This is a genomic window from Streptomyces sp. NPDC005811, from assembly GCF_040630405.1.
Taxonomy (GTDB): domain Bacteria; phylum Actinomycetota; class Actinomycetes; order Streptomycetales; family Streptomycetaceae; genus Streptomyces.
The window spans coordinates 23,698-43,181 of the sequence record NZ_JBEXXK010000036.1; the positions used below are offsets into that span (position 1 = coordinate 23,698).

The 19,484-nt window shown below is 70.7% G+C and carries 8 protein-coding genes; 6 read left to right on the top strand and 2 right to left on the bottom strand.

All coding sequences use genetic code 11. The features are described 5' to 3' along the window. Window positions 1–246 precede the first annotated feature (246 nt). On the top strand, window positions 247–2,025 hold the full coding sequence (locus ABZ490_RS32770) for an N-6 DNA methylase (protein ID WP_358998197.1): 1,779 nt from the start codon (window positions 247–249) through the stop codon (window positions 2,023–2,025). Between the two features lie 3 nt (window positions 2,026–2,028). Here ABZ490_RS32770 and ABZ490_RS32775 read toward each other — a convergent pair whose 3' ends face one another. After that, the gene (locus ABZ490_RS32775) at window positions 2,029–3,510 is read right to left on the bottom strand and encodes a serine/threonine-protein kinase (RefSeq protein ID WP_358998200.1); all 1,482 of its coding nucleotides are present in this window, start codon (window positions 3,508–3,510) and stop codon (window positions 2,029–2,031) included. Window positions 3,511–3,660: 150 nt separating this feature from the next. On the opposite strand from ABZ490_RS32775, the gene ABZ490_RS32780 reads away from it, so the two are divergent. The 4 genes from ABZ490_RS32780 to ABZ490_RS32795 are packed head-to-tail and all read left to right on the top strand — an operon-like array spanning window position 3,661 to window position 13,020. After that, window positions 3,661–5,289 carry a PD-(D/E)XK nuclease family protein gene (locus ABZ490_RS32780; protein ID WP_358998203.1) on the top strand — a complete coding sequence of 543 codons (1,629 nt, stop codon included), beginning with the start codon at window positions 3,661–3,663 and terminating at the stop codon, window positions 5,287–5,289. After that, the gene (locus ABZ490_RS32785) at window positions 5,286–6,443 is read left to right on the top strand and encodes a hypothetical protein (RefSeq protein ID WP_358998206.1); all 1,158 of its coding nucleotides are present in this window, start codon (window positions 5,286–5,288) and stop codon (window positions 6,441–6,443) included. Before ABZ490_RS32780 ends, ABZ490_RS32785 begins: the two co-directional genes overlap by 4 nt. Then, on the top strand, window positions 6,436–10,038 hold the full coding sequence (locus ABZ490_RS32790; RefSeq protein ID WP_358998209.1) for a hypothetical protein: 3,603 nt from the start codon (window positions 6,436–6,438) through the stop codon (window positions 10,036–10,038). The genes ABZ490_RS32785 and ABZ490_RS32790 overlap by 8 nt, the downstream gene beginning before the upstream one ends. Window positions 10,039–10,053: 15 nt before the next feature. Next, the gene (locus ABZ490_RS32795; RefSeq protein ID WP_358998212.1) at window positions 10,054–13,020 is read left to right on the top strand and encodes a DUF3962 domain-containing protein; all 2,967 of its coding nucleotides are present in this window, start codon (window positions 10,054–10,056) and stop codon (window positions 13,018–13,020) included. Window positions 13,021–13,096: 76 nt separating this feature from the next. On the opposite strand, the gene ABZ490_RS32800 is transcribed toward ABZ490_RS32795, so the two are convergent. Continuing rightward, window positions 13,097–14,059: a serine/threonine-protein kinase gene (locus ABZ490_RS32800; protein WP_358998215.1), complete on the bottom strand. Its 963-nt coding sequence runs from the start codon at window positions 14,057–14,059 to the stop codon at window positions 13,097–13,099. A gap of 199 nt (window positions 14,060–14,258) precedes the next feature. Between ABZ490_RS32800 and ABZ490_RS32805 the strand changes: the two genes are divergently transcribed. Then, the gene (locus tag ABZ490_RS32805; RefSeq protein ID WP_358998218.1) at window positions 14,259–19,484 is read left to right on the top strand and encodes a DEAD/DEAH box helicase; all 5,226 of its coding nucleotides are present in this window, start codon (window positions 14,259–14,261) and stop codon (window positions 19,482–19,484) included.

Sequence of the window (19,484 nt, forward strand, 5' to 3'; positions counted from 1 at the left end):
ATGTCCAAGAGCACAGGGCCGTCCCCCGTTCTCGTGACCTTGGCGGAGATCGCTCGTATCGCGGGAGTCGGACGTGCTGCCGTGAGCAACTGGCGGAGACGCTACGAGAGCTTTCCGTCCCCGGTCGGCGGCACCGATGCGAGTCCGCAGTTCTCTCTCCCGGACGTCGAGGCATGGCTCAAGCAAGAGAACAAGTTCAAGTCGGCGGTACACCCGTTGGACCGGCTGTGGCCGGAATACGAAGCCTTGGGTGAGCGGGATGCGACAGGCCTGCTGGTGGCCGAGGTGGGGCTCCGGCTGAGCGGGGCCGAGTTCGCCGGACCGCCGGACGAGAGCGTCGCCGATCCGCGCCGGGCCGACCTGCTCAAGAGGACCTTGGAGCTGGCGGTCAAGGACGACCCCCCGGGGTCCTTCCGCCTGCTCCTGGAACGATGGCTGCGCGCCCACGTACGGCAGATCACCACGACCCCGACGCGACTCGCCGAGCTGATGCTCAAGATCGCAGCAGTCAGCCACCCTGATCCGGTGCGCACGGTTCTAGACCCCGCATGCGGTACCGGAACACTGCTGATGGCCGCCGGCCGTCAGTGGGGTCGCGGGGACGAGCCGCGCGTACGGCTGCTGGGCCAGGACAACGACCACGTCCTTGTACGACTGGCCACGGCGCGGCTCGCGATGGAGGGTCTCACCGACAGCGGCCTGTCGAACATTTCCCTGGCTGCGGGGGACACGCTACGGGCCGATGCGCATCCCACCGCGCAGGCCGATGTGGTGCTGTGCAATCCCCCGTCGAACGAGCGGGACTGGGGGCACTCCGAACTCGCCACAGACCCCCGTTGGGTGTACGGACAGCCGCCACGCACAGAGCCTGAACTCGCCTGGGTGCAGCACGCCGCGGCGTCACTCGCCCCGGGAGGCGTGGCGGTGCTCGTGCTGCCGCCCGCGGTCGCGGCCCGTCGTGCGGGCCGCCGGATCCGGGCGGGGCTCCTGCGGTCCGGTCTGCTCCACGCGGTGATCGCCCTGCCACCCGGCGCCGCACCGCCGTACGGTGTCGGTCTGCATCTGTGGGTCCTGCGCGCGAAAAGCTCCGGCGAGCGGCCGGCGGAACCGCGCGCCGAGCTCACCCTTGTGGACACCTCCGACAACAGGACCCCGGCCGTCGAAAGGGGCGGTGTCGACTGGCCGGCGGTGACCGCGCAGGTGACGGACGTCCTCCGCGGCACGGACATGAGCGGGGCGGTGACCGTCCCTGTGGTCGATCTGCTGGACGAGCAGGTGGATCTGACGCCCGCCCGTCACATCCCGAGAACGCGTGCCGCGACCATGGTCGACCTTCGCCGCTACTGGTCACGTTTCGACGCCCATTTGAGCGAACTCCGTGGTGCCGCCGACGTTCTGTCCGAGGTTCGGCCCGCGGACCATGACCAGACCGTGCCGCTCATCAGCGTCGGCGAGTTGGAGCGGGCCGGGGCATTGCAGATCCGCTCCGGTCAGGGAGTGCCGGAGGACCTCGTGCGCCGAGGGGAGCGCCGGGAAGGCGAAGCACGCGTCCTCACCGCGAGCCCCCTGTCCGGGCAGCCGCAGCTGTGGCTTCCGTCGTCGGCTGTCGCGAAGGGCGACGAGGAGGACTTCCTCACCGTCACGGCATCACAGGACGTCATCGTCTCCGTGCTGGCTCGCGCCTTCGACGTCCAGGTCGACACCGACGCCCCGTCGGTCCTCGGCCCTCAGCTGTCCGCGCTTCGGGTGACACCGGCCGTCCTGGATCCCTGGTTTCTGGCGGGTTGCCTTCGTGCCCCTGCCAACGTGCAGCAGGCGGGCACCCATGCGTCGACCACGTCACGTATCGACGTCCGACGACTACAGGTCCCGAGGCTCACCCTTGAGGAGCAACGGCGGTACGGGGAGATCTACCGCAGGGTCGTCGTTTTCGAGCGCGAGCTGCGGGAGTTGAGGATGGTGGGCGCCGAGCTCAGCCGATCCCTGGGGGACCTTCTTGCCGTGGGACAGCTGCCCCGCGGGTGACTCCTACGATTCGGGCAACCGGGGAAGGAGAGCGTCCACCTCCTCCTGGTAGCCCGACTCACGCAGTTCGAGGGCGACCTCACGGCATCGACGAACCAGCCCGTGCGGCATCGGCATGAACGAGAAGACCATGCCGACCACCGCCTGCCAGCCGGCCAGGGCGCCGACGAAGTCGCCTTCGGTCATGCGGCATTCGGCCACACCGAGTTCGGCCTCCAAGACAAGGGGATCAGACGGTTCCCCTCCGTCGGCGACGTCTTCGTAGAGGGTCTTCGCGGCTGCCGACCGGCCGTCCAGAAGGGCGGCGTCGGCACACACCAGCCGTGCCTCCAGAACGATCCGCTCCCGCGCACCCCAGTCCTCGACGGCCCTGGGCAGCAGGTCCAGGAGTTCGGCGCAGCGGCCGCCAGGAGCGTCCGCCAGTTCCGCCCGGGCCAGGGCGACACGTCCCGCGAAATCGTTCCGCCCCAGCCAGCCACCGCGACGGCGTGAAGACCGTCGTGTCACGCCATGGCGCACGGAGGGACCACTCGCGTCGACCTGGGAGCGGCTCTCCGCCAGTCGGTAGCGGGCGGTCGGGTCCGGTTCCATCTGGGGATCAGGCGCCGGATCGCCGGGCTTCGGGAGAAAGTCCCGCAGGACGCCGAGCACCTCCTCGACGGTGCCGGGGCGGTCGGTCGGCGCCTTGGCGAGCAGGTCCCAGACCAGGTCGTCGAGTTCCTCGGGGATGCCGACGTTGATGCCGCGCAGGCGCGGCGGGAGGTCTTCGAGGTGCTGGATGTCCTTGTTCCGGTCCGGCTTGTCCTCGAACGGCCGCTCACCCGTGAGGAGTTCGAACAGGACGCAGCCGAACGCGTAGAGGTCCGCGGAGGCGGAGATGTCCTGCTGACCACGGCGCTGCTCGGGCGCCATGTACCCGACGGTGCCGGGGGTGTCGCCGAGCGCGGTGTACCGGGTCGCGTCGGGATCGGTCAGGTGGGCGATGCCGAAGTCGAGCAGCTTCACCACACCTCCCTCGAAGGCCACCACCACGTTGCCCGGCTTCAGGTCCCGATGCACCACGCCGCACGCATGGGCATGCCCCAGAGCCTCGGCGACGTCCACGGCGATGGCGATCGCCGCATCGAACGGGAAGGGGCGCCGCAGGTCCAGAAACTCCCGCAGCCCGACGCCCTCGACGTACTCCATGACGAGGTAGGGCTCCTCGCGCAGGTAGCCGCGGTGGAGCAGGCGCGGGATCCCGGGGTGGTTCAGCTCTTCGAGGATCGCTCCCTCGCGTTCGAACCGTTTCAGCAGCTCGACCCTGCGCCGGGCGCGCTCGGCCGGACTCAAGCGGCCCAGCGTGTAGGCGTCGAAGCGCAACACCTTGACCGCGACCGTCTGACCGGTTTCCACGTCGGTGGCCGTCCAGATGAGTCCCATGCCTCCCTGGTCGAGCGCTTCCTCAACCCGGTAGCGGCCGTCGAGGACTTCCCCCGCTTCCACGCCTCACCCCGCTTTCGATGACACGGTGTCAGCCATACTGTAGCGGTTCACGCGCCACACATAGAAAGTCGCTTGACTGAGTTCACAGATGTGCGCTTCTCTGGAGCCGTTGGCACTCTTCTCCCGACCACACCCGCAAAGGGGTGCACCGTGTCGCTTCACCTGCCTCCGCCTGGAACCGACGGCGACATCCGGCTCATCCGCACATCCTTGCCGCTGCTGCGCGAGGATCCCCAGGATTGCCCCCGGGCCAACGCCCTGCGCGCCAGGCCGTTCGTCCGCCAGGTTCCGGACCGTCCGCGCCGGAAGCCGGTCGAGGACTTCGCGCTCGGACCGGTCATGAACGTCCTGGACATGATCGAGTACGACGGACTGGACGCGGAGAGTGCGCTGGCGCGACTTCGGAAGAACAACAAGTACCACGCAGGTCACGCAAGTTGGGCTGAATTGGCGGTTCACGCCTATCTGGCGGCGCGCAGCACACGGGAGGCGCAGAGGCAGGCGCTCGGGCGTCCGGCAACGCTCGCCGTGCGCGCCCAGTGGACCTCCATCACAGAGAGCGAGATCCCCGACGCCCGGGGGGCGATCCGCTACGAGCGCACCGCGTGGGGCCGCCGCTATGCCTCTGGCGACGGCTCGGAGCGCGAGTTGTGGCTGCTGTCCGTGAACCACGTCAAGGAGGCCCGGCCGCCCGCCGAGATCGCGGAGGCGGCTGCGGTGGCGGTGACCGGCATCCCCGCTCACTCGGCCTTCGGTGACGTCTTCCGTGCGGCCGAGGGCAGCACGGCCCGACCGGGGCGTGTGCGCGTCGTCGGCGTCGGATGCGGCACCGGTGACCACGACGTCCTGGCCGACTGGGATGCCGAGGAAGCCGAACAGCGGTTCGCCCTTCACGCCAAGCCGGTCCTCGCCCGGGTTGTCGAGGACGACCGGCTCAACCCGGGTTCCAGCTGCGTACGCTGCGAGGGCCTGAGCGGCTGCGACCTCCCCCGCCGAGCCCCGGGCGTCCTCGGCGTACCCGGACCGCGCCGCCCGCGAGGACGCCGCTCCCTCTCGGCGACCGATCTGCGCGTCCACGCCCAGTGTCCGGCGCGGTTCCACCTCACCCGTGTGCTCCACCTGAAGTCCGGGGAACCGGAGAGCGAGCCGATCCGCCGGGGCCGTGCCGTGGACGACTGGCTCAACCTCCGCCATACAGAAGGGTGTTGCCGCACGGCCTCGCTGCCAGAGACCCTGCCCCGCCTATCGTCCACCGAGCTGCCGACCGCACTCGCCATGCTCGCCGAGCACCAGCGGGCCTGCCCGCTCGACGGCCTCCCGTCCACCGAGTGGGTGCGGGTGCAGCCGCGCCTTACCGCGTACGACCCCGAGCTGGACGTCGTCCTGATCGCCGACCCCGACCTCCTCTACACCCGCTCCGGCGGGTGGATCTGGCACGAAACGAAGACGGCCGCCAAGCGCCCCTGGGAGAAGCAGGAGTTGATGGAGACCTATCCGCAACTCGCCTTTGCCGTGCTGATGATGGCCGCCGGCGTACCCGGCGGCGACCCGCGCCGCTCGCTGATCGAGCTCGAGGTGCTGTACGAGGACGGCTCGCGCTGCGAGGAGGTCGATCCCGGCGATCCGGACACCCGGACCGAGGCCCGCCGCATCATCGCCGGTCTCGCCGGACCGTGGGCCGTCGACGAGACGTACGCCCCGAACCCGGACGGGCACTGCGCGGGCTGCGACGTGCTCGCGCACTGTGCGCCCGGTCGTGCACATCTGGAGGCGCTGTGAGCACGGCAGCGCACACCGTCGACTGGTCCGCCCACCGCGGCATTCCCCTGATGCGCACGCTGGCCACGGCACTCACCGTCCTGGACGCCGCCACCGGCCCCGAGGCCTACTCCCTCCCCTATCCCCCCGAGGTCCAGCGGGCCCTGGACCGCACGGTGCTGGCGTGCCTGGAGCGCGGGGCCCATCCCCCGGCGAGCCTGCCCGACCTGCTGGCCTGGTGCCGTGAACGCCCGGTGGCGGACTGGCCGGTGGACCTGCCGGCCGAGGCGGCGGGCCCCGACGACGTACTGCTGGATCCCGACTCCTCCCGCCCCACCGAGCTGTGCTACGAGTGGGCGGAACAGTTCTCGGACAGCGCGGTGGTGCTGTACGACCGGGAGATCATCCGCACCGCGCTGCGGCTGTGCCGCGAGTACGGCGAGGAGGACGCCTACACCGAGTTCCGCCGGATCCTGGTCACCCGGCCCGTCCTCACCTCGGCCGAGGACTTCGCCCTCTCCATGGACCATGTGCTCGATCCGGTGAAGGAGCTGCTCGGGCGCATCTACCGCCCCGTACCGGACAGTTATCTGCGCGGCGACGGCTACGCGGCCTGCGGCCGCTGCCGCACCCTCCTCGTCCCGCTGCACGACGGTGGCTGGTGGTGCGAGCGGGATCGCTGCCGTCGACGCGGGCAGCCTCCGGTGGGACGCCGCTTCGCCCGCGACGAGGTCGGTGAACTGCTGCAGCTGGCCAGGCCGTTGCGTCAGTTCGTCACGGGTCCCGGACGCGCCGAGGTCGTGCTGGGAGAGCGGCTGACCGCACTCGGCGTGAAGGTGCGGATGTGGCCGGCCTACGACGCCTACGACGTGCACATCATGTTCCCCGACGGCTGCGTGTGGGCCGTGGACGTGAAGGACTGGGCCCACCCCGCCTTCCTCGGGCGGGCGGCTCGCCCAGTGCCCCAGGAACCGCCGTACGACGAGGCCTTCTGGGTGGTGCCGCAGGATCGCGTCGACGACCGGCCGGGGTACATCGCTGCTTACGAGCGCAACCGCCCGGCCGCAGGCCGCCACGTACCGCTGCTCACCGACACCGAGCTGATCGCCCGTGCGAAGGACCGGCTCGCGCTGACCGGGGATGGCCCAGACCCGAAGGGGGCACGCGATGCGTGACCGTGAGAGCTGGCACAGGCCCGTCAGCGGCGAACTGGCCCGGCTGTGGGACGAGGTGCCGCCCGAACTGGGCGCGGTGAAGCCCAGCCTGTTGTGCCAGGTGGAGCTGGCGCTGCGGATTCTGGAGCGCATCGCCCCCGACGAGCCCGCCTCCGGGGCGTACGCCCTGTTCGGCGGCTACGGCTTCGCCCGTGCCCGCGGGTACGCCGCGACTCCCGAGCACGAGGTGATGCTCACCGCGGGCCGTCATCTGCTCTGGCACCTGCGCCGCCGGCGTACCTGGCAGCAGACCTTGGAGACGTATCTGGCCCTTCCGGACCGGCTGCGCGCCTTCGACGTCCCCGTGCCGGACCGGCCCGCGCGCCGCCGTGAACCGGCCGTCGCGTCGGACCGTCTCGCCGTCTACGACGCAGCCCTCGCCGCGCTGCCCCGCCTCGCCCGTAAGCCCCTGCAACTGGCTCCGGCGGGCCGCGCCACCTTCGTCGACCGGCGACGGCCCACCTCGGTGACGCTGCCCGAGTGGCTCCGCCCGGAGCCGGGCCCCCGGCACGAGCCGGAAGCGGGACGTCCCGGGAACGGCGCGCCCCTCACGATCACCCGCGCCGAACTCGTGGAAACCGCACGCTGGATGGACGCGAAGGAGCGGGAGAACGAGGTCGAGCACCCCGGCCACTGGGAGGACCGCCTGACAGAGCTGCACATCGTGCCGCGGGATCCCGACGGGCTCGGGTTCTCGCAGGACGGCGATCTCCGTCTCGACGGTCTGCTGCACCTTGCGGGCATGGTCGGCGCCGGCAAGTCGACGCTCATGACGCTGCTCGCCGTCTGGGGGGCCCGCCGGAGTCCGGGGCTGCGCACCACGCTCGTCGTCGGTGACGTCGCCGAGCAGCTCCGCATCACCGCATTGCTGCGTGACCTGGATCTGGCCGCCACGCCCGTGCTCGGCCTCACCACACGGGAGACCCATGTACAGCGCCTGCACCGCCGTATCGCCTCCCGGGGACTCGCCAATCTCCTGGACCACGACGACCCCGGCTTCGACCACCTGAGCACGGTGTGTGTGGTGGACGCGCTCCGCGGTACCGAGGCGGCCCAGCCGCTGCGCTTCGCGGACGCACCGTGCACCTCGCTCCACCCGGAGAAGAAGCACACGGAGGACGAGAAGCCGGACAGCTCGCTCCCCGAGCCGTACCAGCCCGGCCGTCGGCACACCCCCTCCGACGACGACCGCCTCCCGGAAGCCAAGGGCACACCGCATGGCTGCCCTGTCTGGTACGCCTGCCCGCGTCACCGCACGGCCCGGGAACTCGTCGACTCGCTGATCTGGGTGGCCAACCCGGCCAGCCTCGTGCAGTCCGCCGTACCGCGCCACCTCGGGGACGAAAGGCTGCGCCATCTTGAACTGGCCTGCCTGCGCAGCGACATCATCGTCGTGGACGAGGCCGACTCGGTGCAGATGAAGCTGGACGAGATCTTCGCGCCGTCGGCGACGCTCGTCTCCCCCGGCCCCGAGTCCTGGCTCGACCAGTTGCAGACCCACCGGATCGAGGAGCTCTCCCGGCAGGGCCGGCTGCCATTGACCGATCAGGAGATCGAACGCTGGTCCGCCTCGCTCACCGTGGTCCACGCCGCGACGGACCGCCTCTACAAGCTGCTCATCTCCGACGCGGATCTTCGGGAGTGGGCCGACATCGAGTACTTCAGTCCGTGGACGCTCCAGGAGAAGCTGATGCGCTCCTGGTTCGCGCGGGACTCCGGCACCGGCGCTCCGGACGGGGTGGCCGACGAGACGGAACTGTACGAGGCCTACGAGGACGACGCACCCGTGCCCGAGTCGCCGGGTCCCGAGGCAGACGCCCGCCGGGCCGAGCTGACGGAACGCTTCGACGACTTCCGCGACGATCCCCTCGGCGGCCGCGGACCGTACGGAAACACCACCGACGAGCTGGTGCGCCTCGCCCAGGACCTGCTCACCACGCTGTCCTCCCCGGGCACCCGGGCGCGCGTCCTCGCGGTGCTGCGCCCTCTGCTGTCCGGCACTCCCGCGGCCGAGCGGGCGCAGGACGAGGCCTGGCTGGACCTGACGGCCCGGCGCCTGGAGTTCACGCTGCTGCTGAGCGCCCTGAACCAGCGTCTGGACCGGCTGGTCTTCCTGTGGCCGCAGGTCGAGGCGGCCCTGCACCTCGACTCGACCGGCAACGAGCTCTCCCGTCGGCCGCCCCTGGACTACGCCCCGCTGGTCCCCGAGGCCCCCATGGGCAACGTCCTGGGATTCCAGTACCTGCCCGACGAACGGGAACGCAACGTCGAGGGGCAGCACAGCGGCACGCTGCGGTTCTTCCGGTGCGCAGGCGTCGGCCGCGAACTCCTCCTCACCCTCCCCGAGGTGGGAGCCGACCCCGGACGCGGCCGGAAGGGCCCGCACGTGGTGCTGATGTCCGGTACCAGCTGGGCGGGCACCTCCACTCGCGCGCATGTCGTCGCCCCCGTCGGCGCGGTGCTCACGCCGTCCCGCCGGTCGCTGGAGGCGGTGAGCAAGTCGGTGTTCACCACCCGCTTCCTGTACGACGACGAGGGCCGCCCCCTCAGCCTGTCCGGCACGGAACCGAAGGCGCGGCCGGCCGCCTGCAAGGCGATGGTCCGCCGGCTCGGCCTGCCCGGCCGGGGTGGGGCGCCCAGCCCGCTGGAACAGGAGCTGGCCAAGGTCACCGACAGCCGTAGGCGCCGGGCGATCCTCCTGGTCGGCAGCTACAAGGAGGCGAACACGGCGGCCGACGCGCTGCACGAGATGGAGCGCTGGCACGGCCGGGTCCGGGTCCTGGCCGCCGACGACGCCGATCTGGACCAGGCCGTACGCGGCTCCGGGCTCCCCCGTCCCGAGGCGGAGCGGGCCACGGCCCTGCGCCGAGGTGATCTCGCCACGTTCGCCCAGGACCCCACGGCGGAGATCCTCGTGGCACCGCTGATGGCCGTGGAACGCGGTCACAACATCCTCAACACCCAGCGCAACGCGGCTTTCGGGACGGCGCTGTTCCTCGCCCGGCCTCATCCGCGCCCCGACGACCTCGCCCTCGCGGTGTTCGCGATCAACGACTGGGCGACACGGTTCACCCGCGACGAACCGGGGCTGTCGCAGGGCACGTTCAGCAAGCTGGCCGTGGCCGCACGGGAACTGGACGAGGCCGGGCTTGCGTTCCGGCACGTGGCCCGGGGCGAATGGCGGCGGCTGTTGTCGCGCCGGTACATCTACTCCCGGCTGTCCGACCACGAGAAGAGGTCCTTCACCTGGGACCAGCTCGTGACGATCTGGCAGGTCATCGGCCGTCTGGTACGTGGCGGTGTACCGGCGCGGGTCGTGTTCGTCGATGCCCGTTTCGCCCCGCGCACGGCCAAGCTGCTGTCGCCGGGCGTCACGTCGGCACCGCTTCCCGACGAGGACGGTCTACTGACGGGCCTGCGGGACGTCCTCGCCCCGTACTTCACGGACGGGACCCCGCCGGTCGACTGCCCCGATCCGGCGGACCCCGTCGTCGCCCGGCTCCTCTACTCACCGCTGTACAAGGCGCTGCGCGACATCACGCACCACACCTCCTGAAAGGCAGGACACGCCATGGCACGCCCTTACGCCTCCATCCGCACCGCCGCCGCCCGCCCCGTCTCCGCCGAGTCCTCCGTCGTCGAGCGCTATCGTGCGCTGCCCTTCCCCGAGGAGTGGACCGGTGCGCTGCTCACCCTGTGCAACGCGGGCCGCGAGAAGCCCCTGGAGAGCGTCCCCACGTTCCGCATGGACCAGGTCGTGCAGACGCTGGCCCCCGATGTCCTGGTGCGGCCCCGCCCGAACCGGCACCGGGGGGAGGACCGTGACTTCTGGCTCTACGCCCCCGAGGACGTGCCCGATCCGCTGCCCGACATGGCGCTGAAGGGACTCCTCGGCGCCTGGCTCAGGGATCTGCGTCCGGAGCCCGAGTTCCGTGGGCTGCTCTCCGAGACCCGGTCCGCGCTGCTGGAGCACCCTCCCCGGTGGCAGGAGGGCGTGCCCGTGGAGCTGCTGCGCCACGAGCGGCCCACCGACGGTGGTACGGCCGCGCCCGATCCGCGTCAGTTCCAGCTGACCACCGACTGGCTGGCCCGACGTGTCCTCTCCCTGGACCCCTACGACTTCGGGGCCGGACGCCTGCACTTCCGTGCGATGCCCCGCGGCCCCAGGGACCAGGGTGCCGAACTGGTCTCCCAAGCACTGGAGTTCGAGGGAGACCACGGCTCCGAGTGGTTCTCGGTCGTCCTCAACATCACGCTCCAGACGGTGCCCTTCGACCCGCTGCCTCGCTTCCACGTGCACAGCCACGTCCGCAGGTACGCGACCCGGGTGAGCGCCAGGACCGGGAGGCTGTACCTGCCCTTCGGCCGCCGGACCACGGTGCTGTTGCGGCCACGGGTGCCGTGGCTGCCGGGGGCTCCGGCGAGCGACCGGTTCGCGGTGGCGCGGCTGGCCTGGAGTCGGGGCGGGCACGACTGGGTCGGGGGCGGCCCGGCCGGAATGCTGCGCGGCATGTCCCTCACCGAGTCGTTCCCGGACGCCGAGGCCATCCTGACCGACCCCCAGGGGTGGCTGACGAACGGCATGCGGGCGGCCGTGCTGCACAGCACCGCGATGGGCTCGCACAAGGTCGGCGCCGGTCTCATGACGGACCAGCGGTCGAAGATCGTGGAATGGGCTCTGGAGGCGCTGCCCGAGGAGTTGCTGCCGGTGCCGGCGCTGGTGCGTACCCGCCTGTCCGGCAGCACGCCGGGCAACCCTCGCCAGGAGTCCTCGAAGGAGCCGGTCAAGACCGAGGAGGAGCGCAGGCGCGCGGAGGTCCGCCGTGACGGTACGGCGTTCGCGCTGCACCACCTGTCCCCGGCCGTTTCCCCGGGGGACCTTCCCGTGCTGGAGGCACGGCTGCTCTGGCAGACACCGGTGATGCGGGGCACCGCGATCGCCGCGCTGGTCGCCCACCTCGACCTCAAGGGTGACGGCGGTGCGCCGTCCTCGGAGGACGCCTACGACACCGCGGTGATGCTGGAGTGGCAGTCGCCGGAGCTCGTCGTGCGCCTGCGCTGCCGCAGGCTGACGCGATCCCTCGGGCACGATCTGGCCCTGCCGGAGGGGCCGCGGCACTCGCGTGACGCGGTCACCACCGCGATCAGGGACCGTCGCCGGGAGATGGCGGCCTTCCTCGCCGAGGAGCACTCCCCCTCGGCGACGGAGTCCGCGCCGACGCTCGCCCTGGTGGAGATCGACCGGGCGAAGGACTTCACATCCGCGGACCACGACGCGAAGTTCGCACTGCGGCTGGGCTGCGCGGACGCCGGAGTGCTGACCCAGTTCATGGCCGTACCGAAGAAGGCCAAGGGCTACAACAGCGAGAAGAACAAGGAGTTCCGCGCGGCCAAGGCCTGGGACGACGGGCTTCGGCAGCTCGGCGTGCGGGTGCATCCCGAGCACAGCCTCGGGGAGCGGCTGCCGAGGGACATGCGGTACGCGGCGGTGTGGATGGTGCGCAGGAACCGGCGCAGCCGCACGCGGTGGGCGGGGTACGTGCCGGTCGCGGTGCTCGTGACCCCGGACCGGTCCCGCGAGGGGTTGGCCCGGGTGGAGGGCTGGGACGACGAGGCGCGCCAGTGGGTGCCGTACCCGAGGATGCTCCTGCGGCTGACCCGACAGGCCGAGGTGCCGACCGGCGCGATCCCCGTGCCGCGCGACGGCGAGGCTCCGGTCGCCCGGCTGTCCTGGTGGGCGGACATGAAGGAGCAGCGGCAGGCGACGGAGGAATGGCTCCAGCGGGTGCGCCGCACGCTGCGCGGCACACCGACCCTGCTGCTGGCGCATGGGCAGAACATGCGCTCGCACTGGACTTGGTTGCAGGACGGCAACGTGGTCGTGGACAAGCTCCGTGACGGCCACGCCCCCTCCCGCAGGCTGGACCCGGACCTGCGGCTGGTCCGCGTGCGGACGGCGCGCAATCGCGAGACCGCGCAGTGGTGGGCCGTGAACCCGGACGGGGCGAACGGTCTGGCGGCGCACCTGTGGACGGACCCGACGGCCGCCCCGGAGTCGGCCCGGGTCTTCTGGTCCACGACGCCGAAGGCCCGCACCTTCAAGCTCTCGGTGGCCGCCGACAAGCTGGCGCCGCGCGTCAACACCAAGGGCAAGGTCACCATCGACACCGACAAGGCCGCCTGGAACCCGGGCCTGGTGGAACTCGCGGTCCTCGGCTGCCACCCCGGCGACGGCGACGCGCCCGAGGCGCTCGCCCTGGCCGTCCACCAGCTCCGGCAGGCCCCCGACCTCCCGGACGCGCTGAGCCTGCCCCTGCCCCTGCACCTTGCCGGGCTGGCCCAGGAGTACGTGCTGCCGACCGTCAACGACGACGGCGACGAGACCACCGACACCACGACCGACGCCGACCCGGACACGGCCGCGGCACCGGGCGTCGAAACGGCTCCCGAACAGGAGGCACCTGCCGAGCAGCTGACCTTCGACCTGGACATCCCCTCACGCCGAGGCCCTGAAGGAGCGTCCACGACAACCCCCTGAGGGGCGCGGGGAACCGCGCGCCCAGCCACGACGCCGCCGCACCCGCCCGACGGCACATCGCCCCCTCAGCGCACCGTCACCGCGGCCCGTCCGCCTCCCGCGCCCACTGACGAACGGGCCGCGCGTCGGGCGCCATGGGGTGGAGGAACGGCCGGCGTGGATCGGCTTCCGCCCAGGGCACCAGCGCACCGTCCGCCGTCCCGGGCGCGGGCAGGTGCCCGGCGAGGCGCCGGTACACCTCGCCCGCGTGCGCGGGGCGGTCGGCCGGTTTCTTGGCCAGGAGCTCCAGAACGAGAGCCTCGATCTCCTCCGGCGCGTCCGGCCGCAACTCCCTCAGCGGCCGGGGCGAGGCATCCGTGTGCAGACTCGGCACCACCAGCGGGGACTCATGCTCGAACACCGGCCTGCCGGTGAGCATCTCGTGGATCAGGCAGCCAAGCGCGTAGAGGTCGGTACGCCGGTCGACGGGTTCGGCCATCACCTGTTCCGGCGCCATGTACAGGAAGCTGCCCAGCCGTTCACCGGTCGTGGTGAGCTTCTGGGTGTCGTCGAGGATCGCGGCCACACCGAAGTCGAGCACCTTGACGACACCGTCGGTACGGATGCGCACGTTGCCCGGCTTGAGGTCACGGTGGACGACGTTGCGGGCGTGGGCGGCGGCCAGGACGGAGCAGATCTGCACGCCGACCGCCGCGGTCTCCTCCACGGTGAGCGTCTCGTGTTCCGCGATGTAGTCGCCCAGGTCCAGCCCCTGGACATACTGCATGACCAGGTAGTGCGTGCCGGTCTCCACACCCAGGTCGTACACGGACGCGAGCCCGGTGTGGTCGAGCTTGGCCACGGCCTTGGCCTCGCGCTCGAACCGGGCCGCATCCTGGGCGATCTGAGCGGACGTCAGCCCACTCGCTGGAGTCATCGTCTTGACGGCGACACCTCGGCCCAGGTGCTCGTCGTCCGCCATCCACACCTGCCCCATACCGCCGTGACCGATGGCGCTCTTGATGCGATAGCGCTTGGCGATGAGCGTTCCGATGTCCATAGGTGACTGAGTGTGCCACTGTCATCTACGGCGGGGAATCGCCACCCCCGAGAGAGCCGTTCACAACCCGGATCAGAAATAACCGTTGACTGAGTTCACAAGCGGTGCTCTCATGGAAGCCGGGGCATCACGGCCAGCCGCCCCACCACACCGGCTACGGTAAAGGCGCAGGTCGACGCGGGGAACTAGTGAGGGTTTTGTGGACGTCTTCAAGGTGCACGAGCAGCTGATCGCCGACTACCGAGCCTTCACCACGAGTTCGGTCGTCCTGAAGAACGACCGGATCAAGAGCACGGTCGACGAGGCGCTCGTGCAGGGCGACCAGTGGCCTCACCCGTGGCTTTCCCTCAATCCGAGCTTCCAGCCCGGGGGCTCGGTCACCCAGCTGACACAGGAGGGACTGCTGCACCCCGAGTGCGAGCGGGTCTTCCGCGTCGGCAAGGAGAAGGAAGGCCCGCTCCAGCAGGGGCGCCCCATCGCCTTCCACCGCCACCAGCGGGACGCCATCGAAGCCGCCCGGTCCGGCGGCAGCTACGTCCTGACCACGGGCACGGGTTCCGGAAAGAGCCTCGGCTACATCGTGCCGATCGTCGACCACGTCCTGCGCGCCAAGCAGGAGGGCGCGGCCTCCGGCGTCAAGGCGATCATCGTGTATCCGATGAACGCGCTGGCCAACAGCCAGAAGTTCGAGCTGGAGAAGTTCCTGCGCCACGGGTACGGCGAGGGCGCCGAGCCGGTCACCTTCGAGCGCTACACCGGGCAGGAGAAGGAGGACGAGCGCGAGAGGATCCTGGAGAGCCTGCCGGACATCCTCCTCACCAACTACGTGATGCTGGAGCTGATGCTCACCAGGCCCCGCGAGCGCAGGGCGCTGATGCGGGCCGCCAAGGGGCTGAAGTTCCTCGTCCTCGACGAACTGCACACCTACCGCGGCCGACAGGGCGCGGATGTCGGTCTGCTGGTCCGCCGGGTGCGCGACTCCCTGGCCGCCGACGACCTCCAGTGCGTGGGCACCTCGGCGACCATGTCCACCGAAGGCACCTTGGGGGACCGGCGCCGGGCGGTCGCCGATGTGGCGACCACCCTCTTCTCGGCCTCCGTCACCCCGGACCGCGTGGTCGGCGAGACCCTGGTCCGCGCCACCTCCGAGCATGAGCCGGCCGACGCCGAACTGGCCGAGCGGGTACGGGCGAACGCCCCCTCGACCGACCACGACGTCCTCAAGAAGGACCCGCTCGCCGCCTGGATCGAGACCGAGTTCGGTCTGCGCACGCTCACCGAGGGACCGGACAAGGGTGCCCTCGTGCGCGCCGAGCCCACCACCGTGAAGGCCGCCGCCGAGAAGCTCGCAGGCCGCACCGGTGAGTCGGAGGAGGCGTGCGTGTCCGCGATCCGCGACACCCTGCACGCGGGTTCACAGGCCGAGGACGAATCGAAGAGGCCCCTGTTCGCCTTCCGGCTGCACCAGTTCCTGTCCAAGGGCGACTCCGTGTACGTGTCCCTGGAGGACGAGGAGAACCGGTACATCAGCCGCACGTACCAGCTGCGTGTGCCAGGTGCCAAGGAGAAGATCCTGCTGCCGCTGTCCTTCTGCCGCGAGTGCGGCCAGGAGTACCTGACGGTCGCCCGCGAGGAGCGCAAGGACGGATCCTTCGGCTTCCGGCCGCGCACGGAGGACGACGAGGACAACGGCTACCTGTACGTCAGCGCCGAGAACCCCTGGCCCGAGGAGACCGGCAAAGCGATCGACGAGCAGCGCTTCCCCGACAGCTGGGTGGTGACCGACGACAAGAAGGGCGGCATCCAGGTACTGGCGGACAGCCGGCGCAAGCGGGTCCCGCAGCAGGTGTGGGTGAAGCCGGACGGATCGGTGGTCGACCGCGGGCAGGGCATGTACGCGGCCTACATCCCCATGCCCTTCATGTTCTGCCTCAACTGCGGTGTGAGCTACGAGTCCGCGCGCGGCAACGACTTCGCCAAGCTGATGACGATGGACCGCGAGGGCCGTTCCACGGCGACCTCCCTCATCAGTTCCAGCATCGTGCGTCACCTCAAGGAGCTGCCGACCAGCGAACTCGACGAGGACGCGCGCAAACTGCTCACCTTCGTCGACAACCGCCAGGACGCGAGCCTCCAGGCCGGCCACTTCAACGACTTCGTCCTGGTCACGCAGTTGCGCGGCGGCCTCTACCAGGCGATGGCCGACGCCGGCGAGGAAGGGCTGCTGCACGAGGACGTGGCACCCGCCGTGGTGAAGAACCTGGGCCTGAGCCCGCAGGACTACTCCCAGAACCCGAAGGAGCCGTCCGGGCAGGCCAGGCGCACGCTGCGGGCCCTGGCCAAGGTGGTCGAGTACCGGCTGTACCTGGACCTGGAGCGCGGTTGGCGGGTCACCATGCCCAACCTGGAGCAGACCGGTCTGCTGCGCCTGGAGTACGCGGACCTGGAGGAGATCTGCGAGGACGAGGAGCGCTGGGCCGAGGCGTCCGGCCCGCTGCGCACGGCCGACCCTGCCAAGCGGGCCGAGCTCTCGCGCATCCTCCTCGACGAGCTGAGGCGCGTCCGGGCCGTCGACTTCCCGTCGTTCGAGCAGTCCGAGTTCGACGAGCTGCGCAGGCTGTCGTACCTGCTCAACGACGCCTGGGGGCTCGCCGAGACCGAGCGCACCCCGCCCCCGCCCGGCACGGCGTACGTCCGCGCCGGCCGGCCGAACCGGTCGCGCAGCGAGCTGAACATCACTTCCCGGGGTGCTTTCGGCCGTTTCCTGCGCAGGCCCGGCCAGTTCCCCTCGCAGGGACGGCCGCTGGACATGGCCGAGGCTCAGGAGCTGATCGAAGACCTGGCGGCCGTACTGGCGGAGGCCGGTCTGCTCACCGAGGTCCCCGCCGGGCGGGGCGAGACCCCCGGTTACCGCATCAACCACACCACGGTGGTGTGGACGGCCCGCGACGACGAGTTCGGTGCCGTGGACCGGCTGCGGCGCACGTACGGCAAGGGCCAGGGCCCGCGGGTGAACCCTTTCTTCAAGGACCTCTACAAGAACGTCGCCTCCACGCTCGCCGGCCTGGTGGCCCGCGAGCACACCGCGCAGGTGCCTGCACCGGTCCGCGAAACCCGTGAGGAGGACTTCCGCAAGGGCATCCCGCTGCCCGTGCTCTACTGCTCCCCCACGATGGAGCTGGGCGTCGACATCGCCAGTCTGAACACGGTGGCGATGCGCAACGTCCCACCGACGCCCGCCAACTACGCCCAGCGCAGCGGCCGGGCGGGCCGCTCCGGACAGCCTGCCCTCGTGACGACGTACTGCGCCACCGGCAACAGCCACGACCAGTACTACTTCCGCCGCTCGAACCTGATGGTCGCGGGCGCGGTCGCCCCGCCCCGTCTGGACCTCGCCAACGAGGACCTGGTGCGCTCGCACATCCACGCCATTTGGCTGGCGGAGACCAACCTCGACCTCGGCAGGCGCATCCCGCACTTCGTCGACGCCGACGGCGACACCCCCTCGCTGCGGATCTACCCGCAGTACGTCGAGAAGATCCGCGACCCCGCGGCACAGCGCCGGGCCCTACGCAGGTCCACCGCGGTCCTCAAGGACTCGATGGACGTCCTGAAGGCCACCTCGTGGTGGGACGAGCAGTGGCTGGAGCGCACGGTCGAGAAGGCTCCGGGCGGTTTCGACAACGCGCTCGGCCGTTGGCGCGAGCTGTTGCTGAAGGCGCTGAAGGAACGTGAGATCCAGCACCGGCGCATCGTCGACAACACCCTGGGCAAGGACGCCTCGGCCCAGGCCGAGCGCCGCCGCCACCAGGCGGAGACGCAGCTGAAGCTCCTGAAGAACGAGGACACGAACGGCAGCACGCTCCTGTCGGACTTCACGCCGTACCGCTACCTGGCATCCGAGGGCTTCCTGCCGGGCTACTCCTTCCCCCGGCTGCCCCTGGCCGCGTTCATCCCCGGCACCGGCCGGGCCGCGCGCGGTGGCCGGGACGGCGACTACCTCCAGCGGTCGCGGTTCATCGCGATCCGGGAGTTCGGCCCGGGTGCCTTCATCTACCACGAGGGCAGCCGCTTCCAGGTGGACCGCGTCCAGCTCCCCACCAGCGCCTCAGGCGACCTGCAGACCGAGGAGGCCAAGGTGTGCGAGCACTGCGGCTACCTGCATGTCGGGGAGGACCTGGAGAACACCTGCGACTTCTGCGGCGTGGAGCTGTCCGACGCCCGCTACAACCTGTTGCCGCTGCGCACCGTCTTCACCAGGCGCCGCGACCGGATCTCCTCCGACGAGGAGGAGCGCCAGCGCACGGGCTACGTCGTCGAGGTGTCGTACAAGTTCAACAAGCACGGCTCCCGGGACGGTTCGCTGAACGCGACGGCCGCCGCCGCGGACGGCGCCCCGCTCGCCGACCTGACCTACGGCGACAGCGCGACGGTCCGCCTCACCAACCTCGGTCACCGGCGCAGCAAGCAGCGCTCCGGCTTCTGGCTGGACCCGATCGAGGGCAAGTGGCTGGACGCCAAGAAGGACCAGGACAAGCCGGGCCGGCTCACCACCGACGAACAGGACGGCCTGGAGAGCGCGGAGAAGGCGGACCGCAAGGTGCCGGTGATCCCCTACGTCCAGGACACCCGCAACATCCTCGTGCTCCAGCTGGCCACACCGATCACCCCGGAGACGGCGGTCACGCTCCAGTACGCCCTGGAGCGGGGCATCGAGGCGGAGTTCCAGCTGGAGGACAGTGAGCTGGACACCGAGCAGCTGCCCCCCTTCGACGGGCTTCGGGACCGCATCCTGTTCATCGAGAGCAGCGAGGGCGGCGCGGGCGTCCTGCGACGCCTCCAGGCCGAGCCCGACGCCCTGCGCCGGGCCGCCGCCCGCGCTCTGGAGATCGCGCACTTCAAGCGGGACGGCACCGACAAGGGCGGCCGCGAGGGCGGGCCGGCGTGCGAGATGGGCTGCTACGACTGCCTGCTGTCCTTCGGCAACCAGCGCCACCACCAGTTCATCGACCGCCACCTCGTGAAGAACCTTCTGCTGAGCTTCGCCGGAGCGCGCGTCACCGACACCGGTCCGGGTGTCTCCCGCGACGAGCACGCGCAGGCGCTCATCGACGGTGCCGACAGCACGCTGGAGCAGCGGTTCGTGGCCTTCCTGACCCGCAACGGCCTGCGGTTGCCGGACAAGCAGCAGGTCTTCGTCTCCAGCGCCCTGTCCCGCCCGGACTTCGTGTACGACACGAAGATGGGACCCGTCGCGGTCTTCATCGACGGCCCGCACCACGACGACGAGCTTCAGGCCCAGCGTGACGAGGACGCGCAGGAGCGGTTGTACGACGACGGCTGGGAGGTCATCCGCTTCAGGCACGACGACGACTGGTCCGAGGTCACCCGCAGGTACGGCTCGGTGTTCGGCGTCGGTGACTGA

Coding starts and splice junctions, on each gene's coding strand:
- ABZ490_RS32800 (WP_358998215.1), bottom strand. CDS start 14,059: ATGGACATCGGAACGCTCATCGCCAAGCGCTATCGCATCAAGAGCGCC.
- ABZ490_RS32795 (WP_358998212.1), top strand. CDS start 10,054: ATGGCACGCCCTTACGCCTCCATCCGCACCGCCGCCGCCCGCCCCGTC.
- ABZ490_RS32790 (WP_358998209.1), top strand. CDS start 6,436: ATGCGTGACCGTGAGAGCTGGCACAGGCCCGTCAGCGGCGAACTGGCC.